General features: G+C 70.4%; 19 protein-coding genes. 11 read left to right on the top strand and 8 right to left on the bottom strand.

Annotation, left to right across the window (positions count from 1 at the left end; all coding sequences use genetic code 11):
- Window position 1 precedes the first annotated feature (1 nt).
- The gene (locus ACWCPF_RS02195) at window positions 2-442 is read right to left on the bottom strand and encodes a hypothetical protein (RefSeq protein WP_451043034.1); all 441 of its coding nucleotides are present in this window, start codon (window positions 440-442) and stop codon (window positions 2-4) included.
- Between the two features lie 98 nt (window positions 443-540).
- Here ACWCPF_RS02195 and ACWCPF_RS02190 point away from each other — a divergent pair, with 98 nt between their 5' ends.
- Window positions 541-1,008, top strand: coding sequence for a DUF1877 domain-containing protein (locus ACWCPF_RS02190; RefSeq protein WP_451043033.1), 468 nt, complete (start codon window positions 541-543; stop codon window positions 1,006-1,008).
- Between the two features lie 15 nt (window positions 1,009-1,023).
- Here ACWCPF_RS02190 and ACWCPF_RS02185 read toward each other — a convergent pair whose 3' ends face one another.
- The gene (locus tag ACWCPF_RS02185; protein WP_451043032.1) at window positions 1,024-1,578 is read right to left on the bottom strand and encodes a hypothetical protein; all 555 of its coding nucleotides are present in this window, start codon (window positions 1,576-1,578) and stop codon (window positions 1,024-1,026) included.
- 141 nt (window positions 1,579-1,719) lie between these two features.
- Window positions 1,720-3,378 (bottom strand): family 20 glycosylhydrolase, encoded by a 1,659-nt coding sequence (locus ACWCPF_RS02180; RefSeq protein ID WP_451043031.1) that lies wholly within the window; start codon window positions 3,376-3,378, stop codon window positions 1,720-1,722.
- 177 nt (window positions 3,379-3,555) lie between these two features.
- On the opposite strand from ACWCPF_RS02180, the gene ACWCPF_RS02175 reads away from it, so the two are divergent.
- The 6 genes from ACWCPF_RS02175 (at window position 3,556) to ACWCPF_RS02150 (ending at window position 8,605) form a co-directional block, all read left to right on the top strand.
- Window positions 3,556-4,110: a 2-oxo-4-hydroxy-4-carboxy-5-ureidoimidazoline decarboxylase gene (locus ACWCPF_RS02175; RefSeq protein ID WP_451043030.1), complete on the top strand. Its 555-nt coding sequence runs from the start codon at window positions 3,556-3,558 to the stop codon at window positions 4,108-4,110.
- 286 nt (window positions 4,111-4,396) lie between these two features.
- Window positions 4,397-4,777, top strand: coding sequence for a succinate dehydrogenase, cytochrome b556 subunit (gene sdhC, locus ACWCPF_RS02170; protein WP_451043029.1), 381 nt, complete (start codon window positions 4,397-4,399; stop codon window positions 4,775-4,777).
- Window positions 4,778-4,782: 5 nt separating this feature from the next.
- The gene (locus ACWCPF_RS02165) at window positions 4,783-5,265 is read left to right on the top strand and encodes a succinate dehydrogenase hydrophobic membrane anchor subunit (RefSeq protein WP_451043028.1); all 483 of its coding nucleotides are present in this window, start codon (window positions 4,783-4,785) and stop codon (window positions 5,263-5,265) included.
- 19 nt (window positions 5,266-5,284) lie between these two features.
- Entirely contained in the window at window positions 5,285-7,039 is a 1,755-nt protein-coding gene (sdhA, locus tag ACWCPF_RS02160; protein WP_451043027.1) for a succinate dehydrogenase flavoprotein subunit, read from the top strand.
- A complete protein-coding gene (locus tag ACWCPF_RS02155; protein ID WP_451043026.1) occupies window positions 7,039-7,818 on the top strand; it encodes a succinate dehydrogenase iron-sulfur subunit in 780 nt (259 codons plus the stop codon). Before sdhA ends, ACWCPF_RS02155 begins: the two co-directional genes overlap by 1 nt.
- 169 nt (window positions 7,819-7,987) lie before the next feature.
- Window positions 7,988-8,605, top strand: coding sequence for a Uma2 family endonuclease (locus ACWCPF_RS02150; RefSeq protein ID WP_451043025.1), 618 nt, complete (start codon window positions 7,988-7,990; stop codon window positions 8,603-8,605).
- A gap of 7 nt (window positions 8,606-8,612) precedes the next feature.
- On the opposite strand, the gene ACWCPF_RS02145 is transcribed toward ACWCPF_RS02150, so the two are convergent.
- The 4 genes from ACWCPF_RS02145 to ACWCPF_RS02130 all read right to left on the bottom strand — a co-directional run bounded on the left by ACWCPF_RS02145 (window position 8,613) and on the right by ACWCPF_RS02130 (window position 10,582).
- On the bottom strand, window positions 8,613-9,056 hold the full coding sequence (locus ACWCPF_RS02145; protein ID WP_451043024.1) for an SMI1/KNR4 family protein: 444 nt from the start codon (window positions 9,054-9,056) through the stop codon (window positions 8,613-8,615).
- 108 nt (window positions 9,057-9,164) lie between these two features.
- Window positions 9,165-9,428 (bottom strand): TM2 domain-containing protein, encoded by a 264-nt coding sequence (locus tag ACWCPF_RS02140; protein WP_451043023.1) that lies wholly within the window; start codon window positions 9,426-9,428, stop codon window positions 9,165-9,167.
- Between the two features lie 238 nt (window positions 9,429-9,666).
- Window positions 9,667-10,086 carry a DUF2752 domain-containing protein gene (locus ACWCPF_RS02135; protein WP_451043022.1) on the bottom strand — a complete coding sequence of 140 codons (420 nt, stop codon included), beginning with the start codon at window positions 10,084-10,086 and terminating at the stop codon, window positions 9,667-9,669.
- On the bottom strand, window positions 10,079-10,582 hold the full coding sequence (locus ACWCPF_RS02130) for a TM2 domain-containing protein (RefSeq protein ID WP_451043021.1): 504 nt from the start codon (window positions 10,580-10,582) through the stop codon (window positions 10,079-10,081). Before ACWCPF_RS02130 ends, ACWCPF_RS02135 begins: the two co-directional genes overlap by 8 nt.
- A gap of 139 nt (window positions 10,583-10,721) precedes the next feature.
- Here ACWCPF_RS02130 and ACWCPF_RS02125 point away from each other — a divergent pair, with 139 nt between their 5' ends.
- The 4 genes from ACWCPF_RS02125 to ACWCPF_RS02110 all read left to right on the top strand — a co-directional run bounded on the left by ACWCPF_RS02125 (window position 10,722) and on the right by ACWCPF_RS02110 (window position 13,025).
- Entirely contained in the window at window positions 10,722-11,135 is a 414-nt protein-coding gene (locus ACWCPF_RS02125; protein ID WP_451043020.1) for a VOC family protein, read from the top strand.
- A 114-nt stretch (window positions 11,136-11,249) separates the two neighbouring features.
- On the top strand, window positions 11,250-11,666 hold the full coding sequence (locus ACWCPF_RS02120; protein WP_451043019.1) for a hypothetical protein: 417 nt from the start codon (window positions 11,250-11,252) through the stop codon (window positions 11,664-11,666).
- Between the two features lie 5 nt (window positions 11,667-11,671).
- Window positions 11,672-12,193, top strand: a complete 522-nt coding sequence (locus ACWCPF_RS02115; protein WP_451043115.1) for a thiol-disulfide oxidoreductase DCC family protein — start codon at window positions 11,672-11,674, stop codon at window positions 12,191-12,193.
- A 10-nt stretch (window positions 12,194-12,203) separates the two neighbouring features.
- Window positions 12,204-13,025: a TetR family transcriptional regulator gene (locus ACWCPF_RS02110; protein ID WP_451043018.1), complete on the top strand. Its 822-nt coding sequence runs from the start codon at window positions 12,204-12,206 to the stop codon at window positions 13,023-13,025.
- Window positions 13,026-13,066: 41 nt separating this feature from the next.
- On the opposite strand, the gene ACWCPF_RS02105 is transcribed toward ACWCPF_RS02110, so the two are convergent.
- Window positions 13,067-15,472: an MMPL family transporter gene (locus ACWCPF_RS02105; RefSeq protein ID WP_451043114.1), complete on the bottom strand. Its 2,406-nt coding sequence runs from the start codon at window positions 15,470-15,472 to the stop codon at window positions 13,067-13,069.
- Window positions 15,473-15,498 lie beyond the last annotated feature (26 nt).

Below are 15,498 nucleotides of genomic sequence, written 5' to 3'. Positions count from 1 at the left end.
CTCATCTCATCGCGTCCCGGCACAGCAGCCGCAGCGACCCATGGCCGCCGAAGCAGCGGCGGGCCTCGTCGAGGGGTTCCCACAGGCGGCCGTCAGGGGTGCGGACCCAGTGGTCGCCGCCCGCGGCCCACCACTCGGCGCCGGTCTGCCGGACGATCACCTCGCCGGCGTAGGCGCCGAGCCCGCGCAGGGTGCCCGCCACGGCGCCGTGCGGCGTGCCCGCGCGCCGCAGGTCCTCGATCAGGCGGTCGACGCGCCACAGGCTCTGCGCGGAGTGGTCGAGGTGCCGCCGCACGCCGTCGGGCGCGGCGGCCACCGCCTCCGCGGCCCACCGCACGGGTCTCGTCGCGGCGGAGGGTCGGGGCGGCGGCTGTCCGGTCTGCTCGGTCGTCGTACGCGTCACACTCAGAAGAGCGAGGTCAGGCCGGGTTCTGTCACTCATGTCCGGGCTCTCCCCGAGACCGCCGCAGAACCGGCCCGGCTCCACCGCACCACGGACACAGAAGTGATACTTCCGCGCTCCCGTGCGCTCCTTGAGTGATGAGCGCGTACCTCCAGCTCCGCGCCGTACCGCCTGCGGCACTGCGCAACAGCGGCACCTGGCTGCGGAAGCTGTTCGACGACGACCAGGACAGCGTGCGGGACCGGATGAACCGGCACCGCGCGCGGACCCTCGACGGCCGCTACGGCGACCACCAGTTGCTCTACCACGACACTCCTGTCGTGGTCGGCGGCGAGCACGTGCACCGGACCGGTTCGAAGGAGCCGCCGTGCGTGCTGCTGACGGTGGCCCAGACGATCCGGGTCGCCGGCTTCCTCTCGGAGAGCGACTTCGACGACCTGTGGCGTCCGGCCCGCGCCGAGTTGCTCCCCCGGTACGGCGGCACGGCCGAGGAGGCCCGCACCCGGGCCGCCTTCGCCTCGGCGCACCGGGAGCTGACGGCCTTCTACACCGCGACCGCCCAGCACCGGGACGCCGTCGTCAAGCGGCTGATGCCCGTGCCGTGAGCCGTCCTGCCCCGCTCACTTGCGTCCCCTGGCCCGCCGGGACACCACTGCGCGCAGCACCCGGCGGCCCTCGGTGGACACCTCCAGGGCCCGGCGCAGTCCGCCCGCGCCGTGGTCGGCGAGCACTTCCAGGACGGTGATCTGGCGGCGCAGCTCGGCCGCGACGAGGGGCGACATGCCCTCCGTACTGCCTTCCCGGCGGGGGTCGACCGGGGAGGCGTCCAGGGGCCGGTCGAGGAGGCGGTGGATCTGGAGCGCGGCGACGGAGCAGGCGTCGGCCCACATCCGTACGCAGGAGTCGGAGCGGTCGCCGGGGGCGGCGGCCAGCATCCGGCGGACGAGCAGCGTGGCCTCGTCGCCGTCCTCCTGCGGGGACTCCAGCCGGCCGCGCGCCTGCTCCAGGAGCTCGCCCCAGTCGGCGGCGTCGGAGGACTCCGTGAGGTTCCCCCACAGGGGCCGCAGGATCTCGTCGTCGCCGCCGAGCAGCGGTACGCACCGGTCCAAACAAGCCAGCCCGCTGGCGGCCAGTCCGCGTTCGTCGGCCTGAGCGATCAGTTCCACCAGGCTCATCCACGCCTCCCTCGCCAGGGCGCCGACCTTAACGGAGCCCACACTTCCCCTTACTGCGTGCGACGGGCCGGGAGTGTCACAGGAGGTGTTTCAGCCAACCAGGGCTTCGGGCCGGGCTTCAGTCCGTGCTTGGGCCGGGCGTCAGCCCAGTCGGGTCGCCAGTGCCTTGAACTGGGTCCAGGTCAGGTCCGGCGTCCCCGCGTCCCACAGCTTCTGCGAGGTGGCCCGCAGCGGCATCCGGACGCCCGCGGCGACCTGCGCCTGCGTCTGGGAGTTGGCGAGGTCGCACCAGACCGCGAGGGAGCCGCCGAGGATCTGGGCGTCGTACTTCGCGGCCACCGGCGTCGAGCCGCGCAGCACCCGCGGGGTCCACTGCTCGTAGATGCGCCGGCCGGTCGGGTAGACGAAGGTCTGCGGCTCGCCGAGGACGTAGTACAGGTACTCGTCGTTGTAGTTGAGCACCTTGCGTCCCGCGCTCAGGTACTCCACCGGCTGCCGCGCGCCGATCTCCTTGCCGGTCCAGTAGGCGACCACGAGGTCGGAGGCGGGCTTCACCGATGTGCCGCGGAAGAAGCCGTCGTTCCACACCCGCATGGTCCGGTCGTGGGCGCGGACGGTGTCGGCGCGGTCGTCGAGCCAGCCGGTGGCCAGGTCGGCGACGCCCGCGCCGGAGCCGTACCGGGCCGCCGCGGCGGCGGCGAGCTGGGGGTAGGAGGCGGAGGGGCTGGACACGGTCAGGGCCTGGTACTCGTCGCCGCCGAGGTGCCAGTAGGCGCCGGGGAACAGGGGGGCGTATTCGTCCAGCAGGTCGTCGAGGAGGCTCGCGGAGGCGTCCTTGGAGATGTCTATCGCCCCGCGGGTCGCCACCCCGTTCACGTTGCGCAGCTGCAGCTCGGGGTGGGCGGCGAGGACCGCGCCCAGGTGTCCGGGCGAGTCGATCTCGGGCACGACGGTGATGTGCCGGCTCGCCGCGAGGGCGACGATCTTCTTCACCTCGGCCTTGGTGAGGTGCGGGTTCGAGACGATCTCCGGGTGGGTGTCGGACTCGATCCGGAAGGCCTGGTCGTCGGAGAAGTGCAGGCCGAGCTGGTTGAACTTCAGGTCGCCGAGTTCGCGCACCCGGTCCTCGATCCAGTCGGCGCTGAAGTTCTTGCGCGCGATGTCCAGCATGAACCCGCGCTGCGGCTTGGCCGGCTGGTCGCGGACCACGCCCTCCGGCGCGGTGCCGCCGCCGTGCACCTCCTGCTTGAGGGTGCGGGTGCCGTAGAACACGCCGGTGTCGGAGGGCCCGCTGACGGTGACCCGCCCGCCCTGCACGGTCATCGTGTACGACTCCGGGTTCGCGCCCTCGTCGTCGTTGAGCGCCAGCCGCAGGTCCCCGGCGCGCACGTCGTCCTTCTCACCGGCGTACGTCATCTTCAGCTCGCCCGCGATCAGCCGCCCCTCGTCGGCGAGCGCGGGGTCGCTCACCACGACGCGGTGTGTGGTCGCCGGACGCCAGCCGGGGCCGCGCGCCGGAGTGTGGGCGCGGACGGCGGGGATCGTGCGGGGGGTGGTGGAGAGCGCGTAGGAGCGGCTGGGGGTCGGGCTCGCGGTCGCCACGGAGGCCGAGGTCCCCGCGGAGGTCCCGGCGGCGGCCTGGGCCGACCCGGCCGGCGTCCCGGCGCTCCCGGAGCCGGACGAGACCCACAGCCCCGCCCCTACGCCGAGTGCGGCGACCAGCCCGCCCGCCACCAGCGCCGGGGCGACGACCTTCCGCTGCGGCTTCCGCTGGGTTTTCCGATGCCTGTGCCTGCTCACTCCGCCAACCGTACGACGCTCGTCCGGCTCAAGCGCGCCGAGGACCGCGCGATGGAGTCCACGACACGTTCTGAAACTCTCTCGTTCGGGTGAAATTCAGGCATCCGTCAGACACGTACTGACCGCTCTCGGTAGCGTGACGACACATCTTTCACTGCATCCCCTGCCACATCACTCGTGACGCGAGGATCCACGCTGCCTGCGCACCGCCTTTCCCCTCTCTCCGGACGCCTCGCCATACCGGCGCAGACCCGGACCTCACCCGCACCTCGGCTGGACGGCTTCAACTCCGCCTCCGCCGACGCGGCGCACCACATCCTCCTCACCTGCCTCCACAGCCTCCGCTGGGCCCGCCGCGTCGCCGACCACCGCCCCTACCCGACGCTGGAAGCCCTCATGGCAGCCGCCGACGAGGCCGCCTACGACCTGACCCCGGGCGACCTGGCGGAGGCGCTGGCGGCGGAGGCCCTGCCCACCCTGCCGGAGGACACCTACGGGGCGGCGCACATGGCGCTGGGCGCGGCCCACGCCGCCTACGAGGCGAAATTCGGTCATGTGTTCGTCATCTGCCTGGACGGCGTCCCGCAGGACGAGTCCCTGGACCACGTCCTCGAAGCCATCCGGTCACGATTGACAAACGATCCCGATGACGAGCGCGTCGTGGCGGCAGAAGAACTCCGCCGCCTGGCCAAACAACGGCTGACCGACCACCTGAGGGGCGCGGGGCTGTAACTATGTGCGGCTCCGCCGCGATGGGGGTCCCCCCGCTCGAGCGCAGCCGAGAGTGGGGGAGCGACCAGCCACAACGGCGCCGCACCCGGCACATAGCAGGACACCCCACGCCAGATGCCGCAAAGCTCACCCATACGCGTGCCAGTTTGATCACACGGGTAGGCCCGCCGTAAGCGCCGAGCCAGCGGATAGCTACCATGCTGGGGGCCGGTGGACCGTACCCGGCCGGGCCCGTCCGACACCCCAAGCCGGCAGGCTCCAATCCCCGCTCCCGGAGGGTTCTTCCGTGCCGGCTGGAACGCTGTACCGCGGCCGGGAAGGAATGTGGTCCTGGGTGGCTCATCGAGTCACCGGCGTCCTCATCTTCTTCTTCCTGTTCGTACACGTGCTGGACACCGCTCTCGTGCGTGTCTCCCCCGAGGACTACGACAGGGTCGTAGCCACGTACAAGACGCCGATCGTCGCCGTGCTGGAGTACGGCCTCGTCGCCGCCGTCCTCTTCCACGCGCTCAACGGTCTGCGGGTCATCGCCGTCGACTTCTGGTCGAAGGGCCCGCGCTACCAGAAGCAGATGCTCTGGAGCGTCGTGGGCCTGTGGCTCGTGCTGATGCTCGGGGCGATCTACCCCGTCCTCTGGCACGCCGCTCGTGAAGTATTCGGGAGCTGACACCGATGGCCACCACTGAAACCACCGCGGCCGGCATCGGCCCCGTCGAGGGCGGTTCCCTCTACGGCGTGGACAACCCGGCGCCCGTGATCGAGCCCCCGCGCCAGCGCACCAAGAAGACCCCGAAGTCCACCCGGGGCAACTTCGAGATGGCCGCCTGGCTGTTCATGCGGCTGTCCGGCGTCGTGCTCGTCGTCCTGGTCATCGGCCACCTGCTGATCCAGCTCGTGCTGGACGGCGGCGTCTCCAAGATCGGCTTCGCCTTCGTGGCCGGCCGCTGGGCGAGCCCGTTCTGGCAGCTCTGGGACCTGGCGATGCTGTGGCTCGCGATGCTGCACGGCACCAACGGCCTGCGCACGGTCATCAACGACTACGCGGAGCGCGCGAACACCCGACTGTGGCTGAAGGGCCTGCTCTACACCGCCACGGTGTTCACCATCCTGCTGGGCACGCTGGTGATCTTCACCTTCGACCCGAACATCCGCTAGGCACGGGGTTGCGAGAATCATGAAGATCCACAAGTACGACACCGTCATCGTCGGCGCCGGCGGCGCCGGTATGCGCGCCGCGATCGAGTCGACGAAGCGCAGCCGCACCGCCGTGCTGACCAAGCTCTACCCCACCCGGTCCCACACGGGCGCCGCGCAGGGCGGCATGGCCGCCGCGCTGGCCAACGTGGAGGAGGACAACTGGGAGTGGCACACCTTCGACACGGTCAAGGGCGGTGACTACCTGGTCGACCAGGACGCCGCCGAGATCCTGGCGAAGGAGGCCATCGACTCCGTCCTCGACCTGGAGAAGATGGGCCTGCCGTTCAACCGGACGCCCGACGGCACGATCGACCAGCGCCGGTTCGGCGGTCACAGCCGCAACCACGGCGAGGCCCCGGTCCGCCGGTCCTGCTACGCGGCCGACCGCACCGGTCACATGATCCTGCAGACGCTCTACCAGAACTGCGTCAAGCACGGCGTGGAGTTCTTCAACGAGTTCTACGTCCTCGACCAGCTGATCACCGAGGAAGACGGCGTCAAGAAGTCGTCGGGCGTCGTCGCGTACGAGCTCGCGACCGGCGAGATCCACGTCTTCCAGGCGAAGGCCGTGATCTACGCGTCCGGCGGCACCGGCAAGTTCTTCAAGGTGACGTCGAACGCGCACACGCTGACCGGTGACGGCCAGGCCGCCGTGTACCGCCGTGGGCTGCCGCTGGAGGACATGGAGTTCTTCCAGTTCCACCCGACCGGCATCTGGCGCATGGGCATCCTGCTGACGGAGGGCGCCCGCGGTGAGGGCGGCATCCTGCGCAACAAGGACGGCGAGCGCTTCATGGAGAAGTACGCGCCGGTCATGAAGGACCTCGCGTCCCGTGACGTCGTGTCCCGCTCCATCTACACGGAGATCCGTGAGGGCCGCGGGTGCGGTCCCGAGGGCGACCACGTCTACCTGGACCTGACGCACCTCCCGCCGGAGCAGCTGGACGCGAAGCTCCCCGACATCACCGAGTTCGCGCGCACCTACCTCGGCATCGAGCCGTACACGGACCCGATCCCGATCCAGCCCACCGCGCACTACGCGATGGGCGGCATCCCGACGAACGTCCAGGGTGAGGTCCTCAGCGACAACATCACGGTCGTCCCGGGTCTGTACGCGGCCGGCGAGGTCGCGTGCGTGTCGGTGCACGGCGCGAACCGGCTGGGCACCAACTCGCTGCTGGACATCAACGTGTTCGGCAAGCGGGCGGGCATCGCGGCGGCGGAGTACAGCCAGCAGTCCGACTACGTCGAGCTGCCGGAGAACCCCGCGCAGCAGGTGATCGACCAGGTCGAGCGGCTGCGCGCGTCCACGGGCACCGAGCGGGTGTCGGTCCTGCGCGGCGAGCTGCAGGAGACCATGGACGCGAACGTCATGGTGTTCCGCACCGAGCAGACGATCAAGACGGCCGTCGAGAAGATCGCCGAGCTGCGCGAGCGCTACCGGAACGTGTCGATCCAGGACAAGGGCCGGCGGTTCAACACGGACCTGCTGGAGGCCATCGAGCTGGGCAACCTGCTCGACCTGGCCGAGGTCATGGCGGTGTCGGCGCTGGCCCGCAAGGAGTCCCGCGGCGGTCACTACCGCGAGGACTACCCGAACCGCGACGACATCAACTTCATGCGCCACACCATGGCGTACCGCGAGGTCGGCGACGACGGCAGCGAGACCGTCCGTCTCGACTACAAGCCGGTCGTGCAGACCCGCTACCAGCCGATGGAGCGTAAGTACTGATGGCAACCCCTGTTCTGGACAAGGCGGACGCGGCCGGCCGGCCCGGGCCCGGCTTCGCCGACTCCCCCTACATCACGGTCACGCTGCGCGTGCGCCGCTTCAACTCCGAGGTCTCGGCGGAGGCCACCTGGGAAGACTTCCAGCTGGAGATCGACCCCAAGGAGCGGGTCCTCGACGCGCTCCACAAGATCAAGTGGGATCTCGACGGCACGCTGACCTTCCGCCGGTCCTGCGCGCACGGCATCTGCGGCTCGGACGCGATGCGGATCAACGGCAAGAACCGGCTGGCGTGCAAGACGCTGATCAAGGACATCAACCCCGAGAAGCCGATCACGGTCGAGCCCATCAAGGGCCTGACGGTCCTGAAGGACCTGATCGTCGACATGGAGCCGTTCTTCCAGGCGTACCGCGACGTGATGCCCTTCCTCATCACGAAGGAGACCAACGAGCCGACCCGGGAACGCTTCCAGACGGCCGAGGACCGCGAGCGCTTCGACGACACGACGAAGTGCATCCTCTGCGCGGCCTGCACCTCGTCCTGCCCGGTGTTCTGGAACGACGGCCAGTACTTCGGCCCGGCGGCCATCGTGAACGCCCACCGCTTCATCTTCGACTCGCGTGACGAGGCGGGCGAGCAGCGCCTGGAGATCCTGAACGACAAGGACGGCGTCTGGCGCTGCCGCACGACGTTCAACTGCACGGACGCCTGCCCGCGCGGCATCGAGGTCACGAAGGCGATCGCCGAGGTGAAGAAGGCGCTGATCACGCGCCGCTACTGACTCCATCGGCTTCGGCACGTCGCTGAGGGCCCCGCCTCCACTGGATCCACCGGAGGCGGGGCCCTCGGGCGTTCAAACGCCCCGATCGGGTGAACGTGATCAAGAGGGACATCACGGTGCCGCCCGGCCTACGATGATGCTCTCGACACCAGCCCCTAGGAGGCACGCGATGTCCGCCGCAGCCGCCGAGCAGCCCTTCGACGACGAGCCGTTCTCCCTCACGGCCATCGCCGAAGAGATCATGGAGCGCCATCCGGGCTACCGAGTCGAGATCATCGGAGGTCACCTCCTCGTGGCACCGTCACCGGATGCCCCTCACGCCCGCGCCCTGACCAAGCTCATGCGCCCTTTCATCGCCGCAGGGCTGGACGACGGCGACACCGAGGTCCTGCAGAGCGTCGGCCTGTGGCTGCCGACCGGTGAGGAGGACTACGCCATCCCCGACCTGGTGATCGTCGACTCCGACATCGACGACCACCTGGTGCAGAACAACGCGTACGATCCGGCCCCGTTCCGTCTGGTCCTGGAGGTGACCTCCGGCAACTGGAAAGACGACCTGAGGACTAAGGTCGCCGCGTACGCCCAGGCCCGAGTACCGGTGTATGTGATCGTCGACCGCAAGCACCAGCGCGTCCACGTCCTCACCGAACCGACCGTGGGCGGCTACGCCAACCACCAGTTCCACGCCCCCGGCCAGTCCCTCACCCTCCCCCGCTCCATCGGCGCCGAGGTCACCCTCGACGTCGCCGAGATCCTCACAGCGGGACAGCCGAAGAAGAGCGACTGAGCGGCCGTCACCAGAACGCGTACCACTCCGGATCTCCGCTGCCGAGCCGGCGCCGAAGGTAGTCCTCCAGGCTGTTCGCCACCCACCGCCGACTGTCGCTCTCGTGATCCCAGACGAAGATGTCCGGCCGCTCGGGCTTGACGACGAAGGCGAAGAGATCACCGTTGCCGCCTTCCCCGAAGAGCAGCAGCGGATCGAACGGCATATAGAGCCCCCGGAATTCCGCCGAACTCCGGAACTCAAGATTGCGGTCCACGACTTCCCCGACCGAACACACCACACCGGCCCCGTACTTGTCGCGGGCGCCGTCCGCCACGCGCCAGAAATCCTTGAGCGCGGCAGGCAGGGGATGCCCCAACACCACCTCGGCCGCCCGCATTTCCTGCTCACAGCCGGGCCCGCCCGCCACTTCCACGTCCCCCGACAGCGAGGAGATGAGCTCGATCCACATGCGCTCATCCTTCACAGATCCACGCCCCGCACAACCCTGGCCGATGGGTAAACGCCGTGGGCCCCCTCCCGGAAGGAGTGGGGCCCTCGGTGTGTGGCGGTGGAGAGGTCAGCCGCGCAGGGGACGACCCTGCTTGTCGGTACGGTCGTTGCTCGTGAGGAACAGGATGCCGTCGATCAGGGCCCAGATGCCGAGGCCGCCGCAGGTGAAGAGCTGGGCGATGCCCACGCCGACGGAGCCGACATAGAAGCGTCCGATGCCGAGGGTGCCCAGGAAGAGCTGGAGGATGCCCGCGACGATCTTGGACTTGTCGGAGTACGGGCGACCCTGCGGGTCGACCCCGTGGGGGGCCTGCGGGGTGGGGACGGTCATGAGAACTGCTCCTGAATTGCTTGCGGGAGGCCGGGGCGGCCCGCTCCGGAATGGGGAGTCCAGGAGGGATGCGACGACGACGCGATGACGCGCGTCGACCGATGTCCGCCGATGCCGACCAACGCCCTCGCGCAGCTCCGCCGCGACAGGACGTCCCCCCTGTGACTCGTGAGCCTAGAGAAAACAGAGGGTAAAAAGGGAGTACGGATGATCCATCGTTCCTGATCCGTGATCAAAATCAGACAATTGCGTTCCGAGCCACCGTCCAGGTCACCGCGATGCCCAGAACGACCGTCAGGGCCTTCGGGCCGAGGCGCGGACGCCAGCGGCGGCCGTGCAGGCCCTCCCACATCCAGCGGGCGAGCAGCGCGAGCGGGTACGGCGCGGTGAGCAGCAGGACCCGGTTGTCGAGCCAGGCCTCGGTGAAGTGACCGTGCATCAGGTCGTACGCCATGCGGGTGCCGCCACAGGCGGGGCAGAGCAGGCCGGTGACCAGCCGGAACGGGCACTGCGGAAGCCAGTGACCGGATTCGTGCGGGTCGGTGACGTAGAGATAGGCGGCACCGACCGCGCCGGCGGCGAGCCCCGCGAGGGGGCCCGCCGCCGGGTGCCGCAGCGCGGCCGAACACCTCACGGAGAGGCGCTCGGCGTCAGCCACGCAGGATCCGCCCGTTGGAGTCGGTCTTGCCTTCGCTGACCAGCAGGATGATGCCGTCGATCAGGGCCCAGATGCCGAGGCCGCCGCAGGTGAACAGCTGGGCGAGGCCGAGGCCCACGTTGCCGATGTAGAACCGGCCGACGCCGAAGGTGCCCAGGGTGAGCTGGAGCACGCCCGCGACGATCTTCGACTTCTCGGAGTAGGGGCGCCCTATCAGGTCGTACCCGTAGGGGGCTTGGGGGTCGCCGGTGAAGGTGCCGGGAGGTATGTAACCCGGGGCGGGGTAGCCGGGGGCCGGGTAACCGGGCTGGGCGTAGCCCGGGTACGGCGGCTGGCCGGGATACGGATGGCCGTAGGGGCCGGGACCGGGCTGGCCGGGCTGGCCCGCATCGTGCGGGCCGCCGGTGCCGGAGCCGGGGTACCCGTAGCCGGGCGGCGGCGGCTGAGGCTGCTCCGACTGCTGTGGCTGCTGTGGCTGTTGGGGCGTTTCGGACAAGGTGAGTTCCCCCGATGTCAGGTGATCGGATCATCCGCAGGCGAGATGGGTGCAGGACATCTTGCAGCAAGGGGCCCGCCACACGGAGACCGGGGTGCGCTTGACCGTTTTTCGGGTTCCCCACGCCTAATCTGACGGTATGTCAGATGACCGGTCGTACGACCTGCTCGGGTTCGACAACGTCCTGCTGCCTGTCGGCGATCTCGGTGAGGCCGTGCGCTTCTACGAGCGGGCCGGGTTCGCGGTGGCGTTCCGGCTCGACGAGGCCGGGATCGTGTTGCTGAAGGTCGGGGGCGAGACGCCGGGGATTCTGCTGCGCCAGGAGGACGGGCTCGGGCATCGGCCGCCCGCGTGGCCGTCCACGCGTGTGTGGCTGGAGGTGCCGGACGCGCGCGCGACGGCCCGGCGGCTGGCCGGCGCCGGCATCGCCGCGCTCGATCCGCCGTTCTCCGTGGCCACCGGGTGGACCGTCGAGGTCGCGGACCCGTGGGGGAACGTCCTCGGGTTCACGGACTACTCCAAGCGGCCCGAGCTCGGCCGCCGACCAGGTTGAGCAGACCCGGTTGAACGTGTTCAAAAACAGGTCTACAGTTTCCCCCGTCAGCGTTTTGAACGCGTTCAATTTCACGAACGCATGCGTGCACGCGTTCACGAAAGGGTGGGGAACATGGACCGCACGGTCATCGCCTACGTCATCTACCTGGTCGTCAGCATCGGACTGACCGTCTGGGTCGCCAGGACCCTCAGCCGCAACGGGCGGATCTTCCTGGCCGACGTGCTGCAGGGGAACGAGAAGCTCGCCGACGCCGTCAACCACCTCCTGGTGGTCGGCTTCTACCTGGTCAACCTCGGCTTCGTCGCGCTCTACCTGAGCGGCGACGACACCATCGAGAACACCCGCGGCATCTTCGAGGCCCTGTCGACCAAGGTGGGCGTGGTGCTGCTGGTACTCGGCGCGATGCACCTGGGCAACGTGTACGTGCTCAACCGGATCCGGCGGCGCGGGATCATGGAGCGGGAGCAGCTCCCGCCGGTCGCCCCGCAGGGCTGGGCCACCCCCTCGGCGCCTCCGGCCGGGGCGTGACGACCATGGCCGCCGAACAGGCCGCCGAACAGGCCGCCGCCGCGGACCGGGACGCCCTGCGCGTCCCGGTCCGCGGGCTCACCGTCCTCTACGACGCCGAATGCTCCCTGTGCGCGTTCCTGCGCGACTGGCTGGGCCGGCAGCCCCAGCTGGTGCCGCTGGAGTTCGTCCCGGCGGCCTCCGCCGAGGCCCGCGCCCGCTTCCCCGGGCTCGACCACCGCGCCACCCTCGACGAGATCACCGTCGTCGGCGACTCCGGGCAGGTCTACACGGGCGCCGCCGCCTGGGTCGTCACCCTGTGGGCGCTGCGCGAGCACCGCCCGATGGCGCACCGGCTGAGCACGCCCGCCGGGGCGAAGATCGCGCGGGCCGTCGTCCTGGCCGCCGCCAGGTGGCGCGGCGACGGGCAGGGCGCCGGCTGGGGCGGGGGCGTGTACCGCCGCGGCGACGGGTGGTCGTACGACCCGTACGCGGGCTGGACCTACGACCCGCCCACCTGTGCCGACGGCTCCTGCTCCACTCGTTAGGCTCCCTTCCGTGCCTGCGAACATCGAGAACCCCGGCGAGAACCCCGGCGAGGACGCCGACCGTGGCGACGCCGACCGTGGCGACAGCGACCGTGGCGACACCGGCCATGACGACGCCGCCGCGCCCGTCAGCAAGTCCGAGCAGACCCGTGCCCTGATCCTGGAGACGGCGATGCGGCTGTTCCAGGAACGCGGCTACGACAAGACGACGATGCGGGCCATCGCCAAGGAGGCCGGGGTCTCGGTCGGCAACGCGTACTACTACTTCGCCGGCAAGGAGCACCTGATCCAGGGCTTCTACGACCGGCTGGCCGCCGAGCACCGGGCGGCCGTCCGGGACGTCCTGGCGCGGGAGACGAGCCTGGAGGCCCGGCTGGCGGGGGTGCTGCGGGTCTGGCTGGACGTGGCGACGCCCTACCACGAGTTCGCGGTCCAGTTCTTCAAGAACGCGGCCGACCCGGACAGCCCGCTGAGCCCGTTCTCCGCCGAGTCGGAGCACGCGCGCGTGGAGGCCATCGCCGTCCACAAGGAGGTGCTCGCGGGGTCGAAGGCGAAGGTGCCGGAGGAACTGCGAGAGGTGCTGCCGGAGTTGATGTGGCTCTCGCAGATGGGCCTCGTCATGTACTGGATCTACGACCGTACGGAAGGGCGCGAGCGCAGTTACCGGCTGGCCGGGCGCGGTGCGCGGCTCACCGCGCGGGGCGTGGCGCTGGCCCGGTTCCGGGTGCTGCGGCCGCTCGTCCTGGAGGTGCACGACCTGTTCACGGACTTCCTGCCCGGCATGACGAACGCCCTGCCGGATCCGGCAGGGCGTTCGGGTAAAGCCGGTTGATCACAGAGTCAGGCGACCGCACAGGTCAGGCGACCGCAAGGTCAGTTGACCTCCGACATCTCCGTCAGCTCCACGTCGTGGACCAGCGGGTCCCCCGCGACCGTCACCTGGCGGGCCCGGGAGTCGTAGGACTCGGCCGTCGCCGCCAGCAGGTACGTGCCCGGGGTCGGGACCGAGACGATGTAGGAGCCGTCGGCCAGGGACGTGACGCGGTCCAGCTCCCGGCCGCCCGTGGACCGGAGCGTGACCGCCGCGCCCTCGACCGGATCGCCGGCCGGGTCCCGTACGAAGCCGTGGACGACGGAGGACGGGCCCGCGGCCGGCGCCGCGGCCTCCTCCTTCGGCTCCACCGCCAGATGCGGCAGCCGCTTCTCCAGCCAGCCCGGCAGCCACCAGTTGGAGTCGCCGAGCAGATGCATCGCGGCCGGGACCAGGGCCGTGCGCAGGATGAACGCGTCCAGGGCGACCGCGGCGGCGAGGCCGACGCCCGCCATGGCCGCGCCCGCGTCGCCGCTGAGGACGAACGCCAGGAACACACAGACCATGATCAGGGCCGCCGAGTTGATGACCCGGCTGGTCTCCGCGAGGCCGACGCGGACCGCGCGGGCGTTGTCGCGCGTGTGCACCCACTCCTCGTGCATCCGGCTGACCAGGAAGACCTGGTAGTCCATCGACAGGCCGAAGAGCAGCGACAGCATGATGACCGGCAGGAAGGCGTTGATCGGCCCCTCCTTGCCGAGGCCGAGCAGTTCCAGGCCCCAGCCCCACTGGAAGACCGCGACGAGGACGCCGAAGGAGGCCGCCGCCGCGATCAGGTTCATCACGGCCGCCGTCAGCGGCACCACCAGGGAGCGGAAGGCGACCAGGAGGAGCAGGAAGCCCAGGCCGATGATGGTGGCCACGAACAGCGGCAGCCGGTCGCCGGTGACCGTGGCGAAGTCCTTCGAGACGGCCGTCACCCCGCCCACGTGGGCCTCGGCCCCCGCCAGGGGGACGACGTCGTCGCGCAGCCGGTCGATGAGCGCGTCCGTCTCCTCGGACTGCGGGGAGGTCGTGGGCACCACCTGGATGACGGTGACGCCCTGCGCGGGCGGCAGCGCGGCCGCCTGGGCCACGCCGGGCGTCTCCTCGATGCTCTTGACCAGCGCGGTGGTGTCGCCGCCCTGCACGACGACCTGGAGCGGGCCGTTGAAGCCCGGCCCGAAGCCCTCGGCGAGCAGGTCGTAGGCCTTGCGGGTGGTCGTGGCGGCGTCGTCGTTGCCCTGGTCGGTGGCGCCCAGGCGCAGCGACAGCACGGGCAGGGCGAGGACGGCCATGACCGCGAGCGCGAGGACGGCGACCGTCCGGGGCCGGCGCTGGACGCCCGCCGACCAGCGGGCCGCCGGTCCGCTCTCCTTCTCCGGCTCGGGGCCGGTCGCCGCCAGCCGGCGCCGCTGCCTGCGGCTGAGCACGCGTCCGCCCAGGAAACCGAGCAGCGCGGGCAGCAGGGTGGTGGCGGCGAGGACGCTCAGCACCACGGTCAGGGAGGTGCCGATGACGACGCCGTCCAGGAAGCGCAGGTTCGTGACGAGCATTCCGGCGAGCGCGATGCAGACCGTGCCGCCCGCGAACAGCACCGCCCGGCCCGAGGTGTCGAGGGCGGTGACCGCCGCCTCCTCGGGGTCCAGGCCGCGCAGCACGCCCTTGCGGTGCCGGGTGACGATGAACAGGGCGTAGTCGATGCCGACGCCGAGGCCGATCAACGAGGAGAGCAGCGGGGCCAGGTCGGGGATGTCGGTGACATGGCTCAGCAGCTGGGTCCCGAACAGGCCCATGCCGACGCCGAAGATCGCGATGGCGAGCGGCAGCAGCATCGCGAAGAGCGAGCCGAAGGCGAGGAACAGGACCACGGCCGCCGCGCCGAGGCCGACCATCTCGGCAAGGCCGGTGGGCGGTTCCTGCACCCGCATGATGGCCTGCCCGCCCAACTCGACCTCCAGGCCGTCGCGTTCGGCGCCCTGTGCGGTGTCGACGACGTCCTGGACGAGTTCCTTGGGCACGGCGTTGGCCTGCTCGGTGAAGGTGATCTGGGCGTAGGCGATCCGCCCGTCATCGCTGATCTGCGCCGGGCCCTGCGCCGTGCCCTGCGCCCCCGAGTAGGGGCCGGCGACCTCGCCGACGCCCTTCATGCCCGCTATCTCGTCGAGCGCGGGCTGGATCCGGGACCGTACGTCCTGGTCGCGGACCGAGCCCTCGTCGACCTTCCACACGACGGTGTCGGTGTCGCCCGCGCGCGCGGGGAACGCCTTCTCCATCAGGTCGTACGCCTTCTTGGAGTCCGTGTCGGGGAGGGAGAAGACGTTCGCGTAGTCCGTGCCCGCCGTCGAGGCCGAGAATCCCAGGCCGAACAGCGCCCCCACCCACAGCAACAGGACCACCAGCCGATGCCGGTAGCACCAGCGTGCCAATACCGCCACGATCGAGCTCCTCACGC

This window comes from Streptomyces sp. NPDC001858 (assembly GCF_053594615.1).
This window is presented reverse-complemented; position numbering and strand designations above follow the sequence as displayed.

Excerpts from the sequence above, each read along its gene's own strand:
- ACWCPF_RS02115 (WP_451043115.1), top strand. The coding sequence starts at position 11,672 with ATGGCCGCCGAACAGGCCGCCGAACAGGCCGCCGCCGCGGACCGGGAC.
- ACWCPF_RS02195 (WP_451043034.1), bottom strand. The coding sequence starts at position 442 with ATGAGTGACAGAACCCGGCCTGACCTCGCTCTTCTGAGTGTGACGCGT.
- ACWCPF_RS02150 (WP_451043025.1), top strand. The coding sequence starts at position 7,988 with ATGTCCGCCGCAGCCGCCGAGCAGCCCTTCGACGACGAGCCGTTCTCC.
- sdhA (WP_451043027.1), top strand. The coding sequence starts at position 5,285 with ATGAAGATCCACAAGTACGACACCGTCATCGTCGGCGCCGGCGGCGCC.
- ACWCPF_RS02145 (WP_451043024.1), bottom strand. The coding sequence starts at position 9,056 with ATGTGGATCGAGCTCATCTCCTCGCTGTCGGGGGACGTGGAAGTGGCG.
- ACWCPF_RS02185 (WP_451043032.1), bottom strand. The coding sequence starts at position 1,578 with ATGAGCCTGGTGGAACTGATCGCTCAGGCCGACGAACGCGGACTGGCC.
- ACWCPF_RS02120 (WP_451043019.1), top strand. The coding sequence starts at position 11,250 with ATGGACCGCACGGTCATCGCCTACGTCATCTACCTGGTCGTCAGCATC.
- ACWCPF_RS02125 (WP_451043020.1), top strand. The coding sequence starts at position 10,722 with ATGTCAGATGACCGGTCGTACGACCTGCTCGGGTTCGACAACGTCCTG.
- ACWCPF_RS02155 (WP_451043026.1), top strand. The coding sequence starts at position 7,039 with ATGGCAACCCCTGTTCTGGACAAGGCGGACGCGGCCGGCCGGCCCGGG.
- ACWCPF_RS02190 (WP_451043033.1), top strand. The coding sequence starts at position 541 with ATGAGCGCGTACCTCCAGCTCCGCGCCGTACCGCCTGCGGCACTGCGC.
- ACWCPF_RS02165 (WP_451043028.1), top strand. The coding sequence starts at position 4,783 with ATGGCCACCACTGAAACCACCGCGGCCGGCATCGGCCCCGTCGAGGGC.
- ACWCPF_RS02140 (WP_451043023.1), bottom strand. The coding sequence starts at position 9,428 with ATGACCGTCCCCACCCCGCAGGCCCCCCACGGGGTCGACCCGCAGGGT.